Origin of the sequence: Aeromonas sp. QDB63 (assembly GCF_027707425.1) — a bacterium.
In the GTDB taxonomy this organism is placed as follows: Bacteria; Pseudomonadota; Gammaproteobacteria; order Enterobacterales; family Aeromonadaceae; genus Aeromonas; species Aeromonas caviae.
The window spans coordinates 35,800-48,402 of record NZ_JAPCIS010000024.1 but is presented as its reverse complement, the minus strand read 5'-3'; the positions used below and the strand labels follow the sequence as shown (position 1 = coordinate 48,402).

At 62.2% G+C, this 12,603-nt stretch carries 12 protein-coding genes; 7 read left to right on the top strand and 5 right to left on the bottom strand.

What is annotated here, in order from left to right; all coding sequences use genetic code 11:
* Positions 1-176 precede the first annotated feature (176 nt).
* The 5 genes from dcuC to PG879_RS14645 all read left to right on the top strand — a co-directional run bounded on the left by dcuC (position 177) and on the right by PG879_RS14645 (position 6,659).
* The gene (dcuC, locus tag PG879_RS14665; RefSeq protein WP_010674486.1) at positions 177-1,529 is read left to right on the top strand and encodes an anaerobic C4-dicarboxylate transporter DcuC; all 1,353 of its coding nucleotides are present in this window, start codon (positions 177-179) and stop codon (positions 1,527-1,529) included.
* A 90-nt stretch (positions 1,530-1,619) separates the two neighbouring features.
* Positions 1,620-3,269 carry a bifunctional metallophosphatase/5'-nucleotidase gene (locus tag PG879_RS14660; protein ID WP_143237442.1) on the top strand — a complete coding sequence of 550 codons (1,650 nt, stop codon included), beginning with the start codon at positions 1,620-1,622 and terminating at the stop codon, positions 3,267-3,269.
* Positions 3,270-3,548: 279 nt separating this feature from the next.
* The gene (locus tag PG879_RS14655) at positions 3,549-5,192 is read left to right on the top strand and encodes a hypothetical protein (protein ID WP_143237441.1); all 1,644 of its coding nucleotides are present in this window, start codon (positions 3,549-3,551) and stop codon (positions 5,190-5,192) included.
* 130 nt (positions 5,193-5,322) lie between these two features.
* Positions 5,323-5,826 (top strand): M48 family metallopeptidase, encoded by a 504-nt coding sequence (locus PG879_RS14650; RefSeq protein ID WP_041211354.1) that lies wholly within the window; start codon positions 5,323-5,325, stop codon positions 5,824-5,826.
* 20 nt (positions 5,827-5,846) lie between these two features.
* Positions 5,847-6,659, top strand: coding sequence for a DUF2927 domain-containing protein (locus tag PG879_RS14645; protein ID WP_050498226.1), 813 nt, complete (start codon positions 5,847-5,849; stop codon positions 6,657-6,659).
* A 251-nt stretch (positions 6,660-6,910) separates the two neighbouring features.
* Here PG879_RS14645 and PG879_RS14640 read toward each other — a convergent pair whose 3' ends face one another.
* On the bottom strand, positions 6,911-7,165 hold the full coding sequence (locus tag PG879_RS14640; protein ID WP_010674481.1) for a DinI family protein: 255 nt from the start codon (positions 7,163-7,165) through the stop codon (positions 6,911-6,913).
* 225 nt (positions 7,166-7,390) lie between these two features.
* Here PG879_RS14640 and PG879_RS14635 point away from each other — a divergent pair, with 225 nt between their 5' ends.
* Entirely contained in the window at positions 7,391-7,660 is a 270-nt protein-coding gene (locus PG879_RS14635) for a type B 50S ribosomal protein L31 (protein WP_039040091.1), read from the top strand.
* Positions 7,657-7,782: a type B 50S ribosomal protein L36 gene (ykgO, locus tag PG879_RS14630; protein WP_010674479.1), complete on the top strand. Its 126-nt coding sequence runs from the start codon at positions 7,657-7,659 to the stop codon at positions 7,780-7,782. The genes PG879_RS14635 and ykgO overlap by 4 nt, the downstream gene beginning before the upstream one ends.
* Positions 7,783-7,850: 68 nt before the next feature.
* Here the strand turns inward: ykgO and araC are convergent, their stop codons facing one another.
* The 4 genes from araC to PG879_RS14610 all read right to left on the bottom strand — a co-directional run bounded on the left by araC (position 7,851) and on the right by PG879_RS14610 (position 12,491).
* Entirely contained in the window at positions 7,851-8,762 is a 912-nt protein-coding gene (gene araC, locus PG879_RS14625; protein WP_010674478.1) for an arabinose operon transcriptional regulator AraC, read from the bottom strand.
* Positions 8,763-8,894: 132 nt separating this feature from the next.
* Complete coding sequence (gene araH, locus PG879_RS14620; RefSeq protein WP_010674477.1) at positions 8,895-9,896, bottom strand: L-arabinose ABC transporter permease AraH; 1,002 nt, start codon at positions 9,894-9,896, stop codon at positions 8,895-8,897.
* A gap of 48 nt (positions 9,897-9,944) precedes the next feature.
* The gene (gene araG, locus PG879_RS14615; RefSeq protein WP_010674476.1) at positions 9,945-11,441 is read right to left on the bottom strand and encodes an L-arabinose ABC transporter ATP-binding protein AraG; all 1,497 of its coding nucleotides are present in this window, start codon (positions 11,439-11,441) and stop codon (positions 9,945-9,947) included.
* Positions 11,442-11,507: 66 nt separating this feature from the next.
* Positions 11,508-12,491 (bottom strand): arabinose ABC transporter substrate-binding protein, encoded by a 984-nt coding sequence (locus tag PG879_RS14610; RefSeq protein ID WP_042863754.1) that lies wholly within the window; start codon positions 12,489-12,491, stop codon positions 11,508-11,510.
* Between the last annotated feature and the right edge of the window lie 112 nt (positions 12,492-12,603).

The following is a 12,603-nucleotide window of genomic DNA, read 5'->3' as shown; positions in this document are numbered from 1 at the left end:
CCGGCTCAGGCGGGGATTTGCAGTCGAGATCACAAACTGCCATCGAATGGATGGTGAAATACTCCTTAGTGGGTAATATCCGCAGTGTTTTTGTTGGCCGATACCGGATAGTCCAGCGCAACCCTCTGGTGAGCCCTGGCAGGCCACCCCCTCACTTCAACTCTTGGGAAGGTTTTATGATAGAACTCCTGATCGGTACCCTGGTCACCCTGGCCGTGGGTCGCTACATCTTCAAGGGCTACTCCGCCACCGGGGTACTGCTCAGCGGCGGCCTGCTGCTGCTGGCGATCACCGCCCTGATGGGCAAGGCGGTGCTGCCGGCGAGCGTCCCCTCCACCGGCCACATGGCCACCGACATCTTCGAATACGTGCGCTTCCTGCTGGTCGACAGGGGGGGTGGCCTCGGCATGCTCATCATGGTGCTGTGCGGCTTTGCTGGCTACATGAGCCACATCGGCGCCAACACCATACTGGTGAAGCTCGCGAGCAAGCCCCTCGGTGTCATCAAGTCCCCCTACATCCTGCTGGTGGCCGCCTATCTGGTCGCCTGCGCCATGTCGCTGGCGGTGAGCTCCGCGACTGGCCTCGGGGTTCTGCTGATGGCCACCCTCTTCCCGCTGATGGTCAACATGGGGATCTCCCGTGGCGCGGCAGCGGCGGTGTGCGCCTCGCCGGCCGCCATCATCCTCTCCCCCACCTCGGGGGACGTGGTGATGGCCGCCCAGGCCGCGAACATGGAGCTCATCGAGTTTGCCTTCAAGCTGACCCTGCCCATTTCCCTGGTGGCCATCGCCGCCATGGCGGTGACCCACTTCTTCTGGCAGCGTTATCTGGATCAGAAGGCCGGGGAGCACAACGCCGCGGTCGCCCCGAGCGATCTCGTCACCGACGCCCCCGGCTTCTACGCCATCCTGCCCTTCACCCCCATCATCGGTGTGCTGCTGTTTGACGGCAAACTGGGGCCCAAGCTCGACATCGTCACCATCATCGTCATCTGCCTGGTGCTGGCCGCCCTGCTGGAGCTGGTGCGCAAGCGCAACGGCCGCGAGCTGCTGGACGGACTGCAGGTGTGCTGGCGCAACATGGCCGACGCCTTCGCCGGCGTGGTGATGCTGCTGGTGGGTGCCGGGGTCTTTGCCCAGGGTCTGATGGGGCTTGGTTTCATCGCCAACCTCCTTGATCTGGCCCAGAGCTTCGGTACCGGCGGCATCGTCATCATGCTGGTGCTGGTGGTCATCACCACCCTGGCGGCCTTCACCACGGGTTCCGGCAACGCCCCCTTCTACGCCTTCGTTGAGCTCATCCCCCATTTGGCCACCAGCCTCGGCGTCAACCCGGCCTATCTGGTGATCCCCATGCTGCAGGCATCCAACCTCGGCCGCACCATCTCGCCGGTCTCCGGGGTGGTGGTCGCCTGTGCGGGGATGGGCAATCTCTCTCCGTTCGAGGTGGTCAAACGTACCTCGCTGCCGGTGGCCGTCGGCCTGCTGGTAGTGATCCTCGCCACCCAGATCATGGTTCCCGCCTGACTCTTTACCGGCCCGGCTGCCGCCGGGCTGGTATCCCCCCCACCCCATGCAGTAGACTCGGTGCTCTTTTTTCCTAAGGAGGACCGAGCCTTGAGTATGACGGTTCAACTTGCCCACTTCAGCGACTGCCACTCCCATTTCGATGGCGCCCCCATGCGCTTCTCCCCCGATGGCGAGTCCGAATGGCGCACCCAGTGCGGCGGCTATGGCCGCATCCTGACCCGGCTCACCGCCCTGCGCCAACAGGCCGAGGCAGCCGGCCAGACCTGCCTGCTGCTGCATGGCGGCGATACCTTCCAGGGGTCACTTTACTTCAATCGCTTCAAAGGGCGGGCCAATGCGGACCTGCTGGCCCTCTTGCGACCGGATGCCATGGTGATCGGCAACCACGAATTCGATCTGGGCAACGGGCCGCTGGTGGAGTTTTTGCGCCAGCTCGATTTCCCGGTGCTCGCCGCCAACATCGACAACCGTCAGGAGCCCGCCGATGCCCCGCTGCGGCTGCAGGGACTGCCGCAGCTGTTTGACGCAAGCCGCCCCTGGCACAAGCGCGTCATCGACGACGTGCCCTTCGCCCTGCTCGGCATCACGCTGCCGCAGATGGCCGCCATCGCGAGCCCCGATCCCCACACCCGTTTCCACGGTATCGAAGAGACCTTAAGCCGTGCCCTCGGCGAGATCAAGGCCGCCGGCATCCAGCACATTATCCTGCTCAGCCACCTGGGTCTGGCGCAGGACAAGCGACTGGCGACCCGCTTCCCCGAGCTCAGCCTCATCGTCGGCGGACACACCCACAGCCTGCTGGGGGATCTGGCGCCGCTCGGGCTCGACAGCGAAGGCAGCTATCCCCTCATGGTGAACGGGGTGGCCATCCTGCACGCCGCCCACAGCGCCCTCTGTCTCGGGGTGTGCGAACTCACCTTCGACGAGCAGGGACGCGTGTGCCAAAGCCGCGGCCAGCTGGAGTGGTTACCCTGGGATCCCTGGCCCTTTGCTTCCCCGCCTCCTGCGGGGCTGCACTTCTGCGAACCGGCCCCCGAGCTCGAGCAGCATCTGGCCAGACGCTATCGCCCCGAGCTCGAAACCATGGCCCGGCGCGTGGTGACCCGGCTCGCCGACCCGCTCCATCACCAGCGCCTGCCCGATGCCAGCCTGCCCGCCGGCAGCCAGGTCGCCCCCCTGGTAGCGAGTGCCATGCTGGCCAGTGCCCGCGAACAGGTGGGTCAGGTGGACTTTGCCCTGCACAATGCCGGGGGCGTGCGCTGCTCCCTCGAGCCCGGCCCCCTGACCGAAGCAGACGTTGCCGGACGCCTGCTGCCCTTTGCCATTCCCCTCACCCTCTACCGGGTGCACGGCCATGAACTGGCCGAGGCGCTGGAGGGGGCCATCGACAACGCCACCAACAACGGGGGGACGGGCAATGGCAGCGGCAGCTTCCCCTATACCGCCGGGGTGCGCTTCTGCTATCAGGCCGACAGGTCCAAAGGGAAGAGGATCACTCGCCTGGAATGGGAAGCCAGCCCGGGTCAGTGGCAGCACGTCGAGCCGGATGCCATCTATCGCGGGGTCTCCAGTGCCTATACCGCCTCCGGCAAGGAGGGCTACACGGCCCTTGCCCGCACCCTGACCCAGCACAATCAGGAGCTCGGCATCACCCTGGCGGATGCCTTCCTGCGCTGGGCACGCCACCTGCCGGAACTCAGCCCTCTGCCGGCCCTGGTGGAGTATCACGGCCAGTGAATCTGACACCGGCCCATCCCGGGTCGGTGCCGCCTTTCCACCGCATAGGGGAATCCTGATCCGCTCCCAGGCGCAGGCCCCCTACCATGCAACCTCAGGCTATGACGCCCGACTGCGCCAGCCCTGTCTTGTGATGGGGCCTGCAACTGCAGCCAGAGGCGTGAAAACGATACTTTTACGAATTATTTCAGGTGCCTACACTTCTTCCATTGCATCGTGCAGCCCGGCTCGGCAAGATAAGCCCGCTTTTTCAGTCTTTCCCGCAGGAACAGGTCACCCATGAATCATGCCATCCGCTTTACCCCGCACCGCCACAATCCCGGGATCAGGCCGTCGGTCATCTTGCTCACCGCCCTGATGGCTCTGCTGTTCTGTCTGCGCAATCCGCTGTTCCACGGCATGGCCCCGGGATTTGATGCCTCCCTGTTTGCGGTGATGGGCAAGATGTGGAGCGAGGGGGGCGTACTCTATCGGGACATGATCGACATCAAGGGTCCCATGATCTTCGCCCTCGATGCACTGGGCTATGGCCTTGGTGGCTTCTTCGGGATCTGGCTGCTGGAGTGGGTGCTCTGCTGGCTGGGCCTCATGGCGAGCTGGCAGGCTTTTTCGCAGCTCGGGCTCTCGGTGCGGGCGCGACTTGGCAGCATGCTGGCCCTGCTGGCGCTCTACAGCACTCGCTACTACTACGGCAACATGACAGAGGACTGGACATTCCATCTGGCCCTCATCGCCCAGTGGGCTTTCATCACCATGCTGCTGGACAAGCGATTCAGCTGGGGACCGGCCCTGGTCGCCGCACTCACCTTCGCCATCGTGGCCTGGATGCGCACCAACAACGGCGCCTTCTGGGGGGCCTGGTATCTGGTGCTCTTCTGTCACTGGTGCCTGCGCGAGCAGTGGCGCTGCGCCTTTGCCCTGCTCTTTTCCAGCCTGCTTGGACTGGCTCTCGTCGGCGGTCCGCTCTATGCCTACTTCCAGCACCACGACGTGCTGGCCGAGTTCAAATACTACGCCTTCGGCATCTTCTTTGAAGGGAGCTACGGCAACGGTTTCTCTCCTGAGGTAGGCGCCGTCGGTCTGCTGCGCACCGGCCTCATCATGCTGCTGCCCGCCTTCCTCGTCCTGATGCTCGGGCGCCGCCAGGAGTGGTATCTCCCCGCGCTGTGCGCCACCCTCCTGGGGGTGCTGTTCACCCTGATCGCCAACTCGGTCTCCGGCCATGTGTTCGATCACTATGACGTGCTCTATCTGCAACTTGGCCTGCTGCCGCTCGCCTGCCTGCTGGACAGAAGCGAGCAGCGATCCGATGCACTGGGGCTGCTCTGCATCTCCCTGGTGGTGCTGACCGCCAGCTGGCTGCTGGCCCAGCAGCTTGGTTACGGGTGGAGCACCAAGGAGTGGTCTCTGGAGCGGGTGCGCGAGGTGCTCGGCAACAGCCTGCTGTGGGCCTTGCCCGTGCTCATTCTGGTCCCGCTCTGGCGCGCCTGGGACGTGCGAAGCGCCACCCCCTGGCTCGCCTCGCTGGCCATGCTGGCGCTGCTGGTCAACAACGCCTGGGAAGGCAATCTCAAGGGCAGGCCGTTCAATCCCCCCGCCCAGGTCAGGGTTGACCGTATCCTCGCCGAGACGGCGCCTACCGACAAGATCTGGGTCGATGGCATCCAGCCGCAATACTACCTCTGGACCGATCGCCAGCCGGCCTCCGCCTATCTGTTTTTTGCCAACGTCAACCCGCCCTACGATGTGCGCGAGCGGGTGCTGGCTGACATCCAGCGCCAACAACCCAAATTCATCATCGCCAAACCGGAACGGGTGGCACAGGAGCTCAAGACTCCGACCTCCCCCTCCCACCTTGCCTTCTACCAGTATCTGGCAGGTCAGTATGAAGAGGTGGACCCGGGCCTGTACCGGCGCCGCTAATCAGGCACACAGAAGGGGCCATCCTGGTGATGGCCCCTTTTCGTTGTCGTCATAAAGAGGGGGCCGACCATGTTCAAGGCGCCCCATCCTGACTACAATGGCGCTCTTTTTTGCGGCAGAGGGAAGAATCATGGCGGAGCTGACTTATCTGGGGGGCTATCCGGAGCCACTCAAGGCTCAGGTGCAGCAGTTGATTGCGACGGGCAAACTCGGCGAGATGCTGGCCAAACGCTACCCGCAAACCCACCTCGTCCAGAGTGACAAGGCGCTGCTCGCCTATACCATGGAGTTGAAGAACCGCTACCTGAAAAGCTCGGCGCCACTTTCCAAGGTGATCTTCGACGGCAAGATCAACGTGATCAAGGATGCCCTGGGACTGCACACCTATGTCAGCCGGGTGCAAGGCAGCAAGCTCAAGGCCAAGAACGAGATCCGCATCGCCGCCCTGTTCAAGGAGGCCCATCCCGCCTTTCTCAAGATGATAGTGGTGCACGAGCTGGCCCACCTGAAGGAGAAGGATCACAACAAGGCTTTCTACCAGCTCTGCCAGCACATGGAACCGGACTATCATCAACTGGAGTTCGATCTCAGGCTCTGGCTCACCTGGCGTGATATCGAGCGTACCACCCGCTGATCCCCTTGCAAGGAGGCAAGATGCGCCCATGGCACACACCTCTCCAGTCCGTTCGCCATGGGCACTGGTTGCTCCCGGGGCTGATGCTCTGGCTCTTCTCACTGCCGCTGTCGGCCACCGAACGCTGGCAGCGTGATGACTACCTTGTCCAGAGCTTCATGGAAATCGCCATGAAACGGGAGTATGGCCATGAACAACAGGAGCACTTCTCCCGCTGGCCGGGCCCCGTGCGTCTCAAGCTCGTCAACGAATTCGGCGACAAGCCGCTGCAGGCCGAGGTCGTCAAGGTACAGACCCGTCACCTGAGCAGGATCACCGGTCACCCCATCGAGATTGTCAGCGATAACCCCAATCTCACCCTCATCATGACCCGGCACAAACAGATGGCGAGCTGGGCTGCGCGCACCATGCGCCAGGACGAATCGGTGCGCATCGCCCTCAAGGAGGGGATTTGCCTGGCCAATTTCGCCACCAACGCTCGCTACGAGATCACCCGTGCCACCATCATCATTCCGGTGGATTACAGCCGGGCAAAGGGCCGTTTTCTGGATTGCGTAGTGGAAGAGTTGAGCCAGGTGATGGGACTGCCCAACGACTCGGACAAGGTGTTCCCCTCCATCTTCAATGACAACAGCATCGACAGCTTTCTGACCGGGCTCGACTACGTGTTGCTCAGGCTTGCCTACCACCCGGCATTGCAACCGGGGATGACGGCGGACGAGGTGCGCGCGGCGCTCCCCGTGGCCCTCAAGGCACTGCGCGTCAATGGCGACATCGCACAGGCCACCCAACGGGTGCAGGTCGACAGCCTCAAGCGCTGGGCGGGACTCTGAGCGCAGCCAGAGACATTACTCTTGCGCCTTTCGCCTTTCGCCTTTCGCCTTTCGCCTTTCGCCTTTCGCCTTTCGCCTTTCGCCTTTCGCCTTCATGGTCATGCGCTTACCCCATCAACGCAACACGCAGCCCATGGCTGCGTGTTTTGAAGAGCGGTTCGGCAAAGCCGGTACAGGGATCATCATCCGGCTGGAGGTTCCTCCTCGCGCCCTGGCGGATCACGACGATGTTTGCCGCTGAGAGCTTATCTTCAGGCCTCCAGAGCCTCTTCTTCCGGCATCCAGCTATCAGCGTTTTCCCACACCTCCTGCACCATGGCTTCGGCCAGCTCCTTGTCTTCCTTGCTGGCGCGACTGACCGTCAGAGCCATGGCACTACCCGGTGCCACCCGCACATGCAGATCGGGAAAGCGCTCACCCAGTTGCTTGAGCAGCTCCTGGCGCAAGGCCTCCATGGTCGAGGTGGGGATCTGGTGTTTTCTGTCGATGATGATTTCCAGGCGCATAGGGTACGTCTCCATGATAATTAACTGTATTTTTATACAGTAATCTTGAAAAGTAAAGATGGTGGCTGCACATAGGCCCTCACCGTCCATGCCTGCTCGCTGACGATGTGCAGCCGAACGACCCCGATTTTCCCCCATCGCTGTCATCATGGAAAAAACAGTTGATATTGATTCTCATCCATCGCATCATCCACCTAATGTTATAACATAACAAAAGAGGCAATCATGCGCCCCCATATTCACCCTGAATACCGTAAGGTTCTGTTCCACGATCTCGCCAGCAATACCTACTTTCTGATCGGCTCCACGCTGGCCACCGATCGCACCAGAGAGTGGGAAGATGGCAACACCTACCCCTATGTGACGCTGGATGTCTCCAGCGCGTCCCACCCCTTCTATACCGGCAAACAGAAGCAGGTCGGCAAGGAAGGTCAGGTCGCTCGCTTCGGCCAGCGATTCGGTCAGTTCTTCAGCAAAGGAAAAGAGAAACAATGAAAGTCCTCGCCTCCCTGAAATCCGCCAAGTCGCGTCACCCGGACTGCCAGATCGTGCGTCGGCGCGGCAAGTTGTTCGTCATCTGCAAGAGCAATCCCAGGTTCAAGGCTCGTCAGGGCTGATTGCGCATCCGCCCCTCATGGATAACAAAAGCCCTCGTCATGAGGGCTTTGTCATCTCTGGGCTCTGCTCACAGCGGGGTGGCGCACTTGCGGTACTCGGTGGGGCTGACCCCTACCCGCTTTCGGAACACCCGCGAGAAGTAGAGCTGATCGTCATAGCCCACCTGCTGGCCTATGGTGGCGACCGACAGCGGCGTGGTCTGCAGCAGCAGCTTGGCCCGCATGATGCGCTGATCCTCGCGCCAGCGCACTATGCTCACCCCCACCTGCTCGCGAAACAGGTGCGCGAGGCGCGAGGGAGACAAGAATACCTGCTCCGCCAGCGCTTCCACCGAGATCTCGGCCGAGAGGGACTCGCTCAGGATCTGGCACGCCTCGTGGACCCGGTGATCGATGGCGGGATAGGCATTCTGGGACGATGCCTCGTAGCAGCGGATGAGCAACCGCTCCAAGAGGTTCATGGCCAGTTGCTCCGACATGGGCCGCAGCTGCTTGTGGGTCTCCTCGATGTCGAGGAAGAGGGCGTCGAATTCGGTGAGCAGCTGGTTGTCCGCCAGTTGCAGTCGCCCCACCTGCTCCGTCACCTGGGGCCACTTGAGCCAGTCAGTCCAATAGGCCCGCGGCCGGAAATAGACCCAGCGGTGATACCACTCCCGGGCATCCGGCGCCCGGCCGTAATGGTGCACCGCCGCGGGTGGAAAGAGCAGCAGGTCCCCGGGTTCCACGGTGAAGGCCTTGTCCCCCTGAAAGATCTGCCCCTTGCCCTTGATGGTCAGATTGACGATGAACCCCTTCATGCCGTGGGGCCTGTCGATGGTGAAATCCAGCGCGCTCCCCTGCTCGATGGGAGTCATCCCCGAGACCAGGAAGACGTCGAAGGCGTAGCCAGGCAGCAGGGGATTGAGTTGTTTCGGCTTCTCTTTTTGCATCGAGGACATGGCGGAAAACAGGGTTTCGGTAAAAAAGTCGACATGGGCCATTGTAGAGATCCGGCGTAGGAACCCCCTATGTTCGCAAGCTGTTCGTTGTGAAATTGTTGAACTGGCTCACAGCTTGCCGGGGAAAACACCGGGCCGGCGCGAGGCCGGCCCGGTGACGAGGAAAGACATCGCTCAGATACGGGCTTTGCGCACCTGCTTGTAGCGGTCGAACAGCACGGCGGCGAGCAGGATGAGGCCACGCACCACGTACTGGGCAAACGGGGAGATGTTGAGCAGGTTCATGGCGTTCTCCATCAGCCCCAGGATCAGCACCCCGGCGATGATATAGGATATCTTGCCGATCCCCCCCTTCATGGAGACCCCACCCAGCACGCAGGCGGAGATCACCACCAGCTCGAAGCCGATGGAGGTCATGGGCTGACCCGAGGTCATGCGGGATGCGAGGATGATGCCGGCGAGCGAGGCGATGAGCCCGGTCATGGTGAAGATGATGATCTTGGTGCGCACCACGTTGACCCCGGCCAGACGCGCCGCCTCCTCGTTGCCCCCCATGGCCAGGGTATTGCGCCCGAAGGTGGTCTTGTTGAGCAGCAGACCGAACAACACGAAGCAGACAGCCGTCAGCCAGATGGGCGTCGGGATGCCAAGCAGGGCGGAGTTGCCAAGCTCGAAGAAGCCCTCCTCCACGATGCCCACCGCCTTGCCGTCGGAGATGATGTAGCCCACCCCGCGCGCCATCTGCATGGTGGCAAGGGTGGTGATGAGGGCGTTGATCTTGAATTTGGCCACGACGATGCCGTTGATGAGGCCAAAGACAAGGCCCACCGAGAGACCGGCCAGAATGCCGAGGGGGATGCTCTCGGTGGCGTTGATGCCCACCGCGCAGGCAACCCCGGAGCAGGCCACCACGGAGCCCACCGACATGTCGAACTCGCCGGAGGCGAGGCAGAACAGCATGCCGCAGGCCACCATGCCCGACATGGAGACGGCAAGCCCGAGCCCCCGCATGTTGATCAGGCTGGCGAAGTTGGGGACCAGCACGCAGGCGAGCAGGAACAGGATGGCGAAGATCACCAGCATGCCGTACTGATCCCAGATGCGGGTCAGTTGCAGGCGGGTACCGCTCGCCGCGGTGTCGTTGGCGGCTTGGCCGACCGAGGTCGTTGTTGTCATGGTATTTCTCCTGAAAATTCCGGGTGCTATCTCGTTGCGGTCAGCAGATCAACGGGCCGGCATGGCCAGATTGAGCGCCTTGACCTCGTTGGCCTCGTCGTGGGAAAGCTCGCCGGCGATCTCCCCCTCCCGCATGACCAGGATCCGATCCGCGATGCCCAGCACCTCCGGCAGCTCGCTCGAGACCACCACCACGGCGATGCCCACCTTGGCCAGATCGTAAATCACGTTGTAAATCTCGTTCTTTGCCCCGACGTCGATGCCTCGGGTCGGCTCGTCGAGCAGGATCACTTTCATGTCTTCCGACAGCCAGCGCCCCAGAATGGCCTTCTGCTGGTTGCCGCCGGAGAGGTTCATGATGGCCTGCTGGGGAGACGGGGTCTTGACCCGCATGTCGCGGATCCGCAGCCTCGCGTTCTCGTCCTCCCACTTCTGGTTGATCCAGAAGCCTCCCCACGCGTGGTGGCGGCGGGCGCTGATGTTGATGTTCTCCTGCACCGAATGGATGGGGATGATGCCAAGGGCCTTCCTGTCTTCGGTGCAGAGCATGATGCCGCTGCGAATGGCGTCGATGGGACTCTGAATGACCACCTGTTTGCCAAACACCGATATCTCGCCCCCTCGAGGTGTCTCGGCGCCGAAGATAAGCTTCATCAGCTCGCTGCGCCCGGCCCCCACCAGCCCGAAGATGCCGAGGATCTCCCCGCGTTTCACCTCGAGCGACACCGGCGCCTTGAGGCCGGGTCCCATCAGGTGCTCCACCTTGAGGCCCGCCTCGCCAAGCGGCCTTGGGCTGTAACCATAGATGTCGGTCAGTTCGCGCCCCACCATGGTCTTGACCAGCAGATCCCGGTCCACCTCGGCCATGGAGGCGAAGGTGCGCACGAACTGGCCATCCTTGAACACCGTGATGGCATCGCACAGGGCGAAGATCTCGTCCATGCGGTGGGAGACGTAGAGAATGACCTTGCCCTCGTCCCGCAACTGGCGGATGACCCGGAACAGCTGCTCAATCTCGCGGGACGACAGGCTGCTGGTCGGCTCGTCGAAGGCGATGACGCTGGCGTCCCGGGTCAGGGCCTTGGCGATCTCCACCATCTGCCACTGACCCAGGGACAGGTACTTGAGCGGCGTCTCGGGGGAGACATCCATCCCGAGGCGCGCCAACTGCCTGGCTGCATCCTGATAGAGCTTCTCCCGATCGATGACGCCGCGCCGGGTCGGCAACTGCCCCAGGTAGATGTTCTCCGCAACGCTCATTTCAGGGACCAGGTGCAGCTCCTGATAGATGATGGCAATCCCGCTCTCAAGGGCATCGACCGTGTTTTGGAACACTTTCTCCTGACCCGCCAGCTTCACCACCCCGCGGGTGGGCGCCTGAAAACCGCTCAGGATCTTGAGCAGGGTGGACTTGCCGGCCCCGTTCTCTCCCATCAGCGCGTGTACCGTGCCCTGCTGGCAGGCGAAGGAGACGTTCTGCAGCGCCTTGACGCCGGGAAACTCCTTGCTGATGCCGCAAAACTCCAGATATGGAACTTGATTCATGAGATGACTCCAGCCAGCCGGCACGGCGCACTCCGCCATGCCGGCATGGGTATCAAGGGATGGGGATCACAGCCCTTTCTTTTGCAGCTCGGCCTTGAAGTTGTCGCGGGTGATGAGCACCACGTCGGTCACCTCGGTGAACTTGGCAGGCTCGGCGCCGTTGACGACCCAGTCATGGAGCATCTGGATGCTCTTGTAGCCGTGTACGTCCGGGCTTGGCAGCAGGGAGCCGAGGAAGCCGGTGGCGCTGGACTTGGAGAGCTCGTTCACCGCATCCACCCCGTTGATGCCGATGCCGATGACGTTCTCCGCTTTGAAGCCCTGTCCTTCGGTGGCGCGCACGCCGCCGAGCACGGTGTTGTCATTCATGCCGACGATGAGCCAGTTCTTGACCTCGGGGTGTTGCACCAGCATGGAGTTGGCGGCATCCAGCGCCCCCGGAATGTCGTTGCTCTTGGTGGGCGCGCGGAAGATCTGGCCCTCGGGGAAACCGGCGGCCTTGAGCGCGCCCAGGGAGCCCTCGACCCGGCGGCGGGCGGTGTCGAGCTCGTCGGCGGTGATGGCGAGCACGGCGGTGCTCTTCAGGTCCCACTGGCGTTTTTCCATCTCCTTGTAGAGCTCCTGGCCTTGGCGTTCACCAATCTTAGTGGCGGCCATCATCACCAGCGGCACTTGCTCCATGGGCTGGCCCTTGGCATTGACGAACTGGTCATCCACCGTGATGACCTTCAGATCCATGCTGTTGGCCTTGGCCATGATGGCGGCACCGAGTTTGGGATCCGGGGTACAGATGACGAAGCCCTTGGCGCCATTCGCCGCCAGACTGTCGATGGCATTGAGGGTCTTCTCGCCATCGGGGACGGCTATCTTGATTACCTCGAAGCCCAGATCCTTGCCCGCCTTGTCGGCGAAGTTCCACTCGGTCTGGAACCAGGGCTCCTCGGGCTGCTTGACCAGGTAGCCCAGCTTCAGCGCTTCGGCCGAGAAAGCAGAATTTGCCATACCAAGGGCGAACCCCATCGCGATCATGCCTTTAACGATTTTGTTCATGCGAATGTCTCCAACGGTTCTATCAATCCATGTATCCACGCAGTGCTGCTCGTTGAGTCAATCAAGTCGCAGCCATATAAAAACATGCTTAAACAGGACGTTATTGTTGTTG

Coding starts and splice junctions, on each gene's coding strand:
- araC (WP_010674478.1), bottom strand. CDS start 8,762: ATGGCCCATGTCGACTTTTTTACCGAAACCCTGTTTTCCGCCATGTCC.
- araH (WP_010674477.1), bottom strand. CDS start 9,896: ATGACAACAACGACCTCGGTCGGCCAAGCCGCCAACGACACCGCGGCG.
- PG879_RS14635 (WP_039040091.1), top strand. CDS start 7,391: ATGCGCCCCCATATTCACCCTGAATACCGTAAGGTTCTGTTCCACGAT.
- PG879_RS14640 (WP_010674481.1), bottom strand. CDS start 7,165: ATGCGCCTGGAAATCATCATCGACAGAAAACACCAGATCCCCACCTCG.
- dcuC (WP_010674486.1), top strand. CDS start 177: ATGATAGAACTCCTGATCGGTACCCTGGTCACCCTGGCCGTGGGTCGC.
- PG879_RS14645 (WP_050498226.1), top strand. CDS start 5,847: ATGCGCCCATGGCACACACCTCTCCAGTCCGTTCGCCATGGGCACTGG.
- PG879_RS14655 (WP_143237441.1), top strand. CDS start 3,549: ATGAATCATGCCATCCGCTTTACCCCGCACCGCCACAATCCCGGGATC.
- PG879_RS14650 (WP_041211354.1), top strand. CDS start 5,323: ATGGCGGAGCTGACTTATCTGGGGGGCTATCCGGAGCCACTCAAGGCT.
- araG (WP_010674476.1), bottom strand. CDS start 11,441: ATGAATCAAGTTCCATATCTGGAGTTTTGCGGCATCAGCAAGGAGTTT.
- PG879_RS14610 (WP_042863754.1), bottom strand. CDS start 12,491: ATGAACAAAATCGTTAAAGGCATGATCGCGATGGGGTTCGCCCTTGGT.
- ykgO (WP_010674479.1), top strand. CDS start 7,657: ATGAAAGTCCTCGCCTCCCTGAAATCCGCCAAGTCGCGTCACCCGGAC.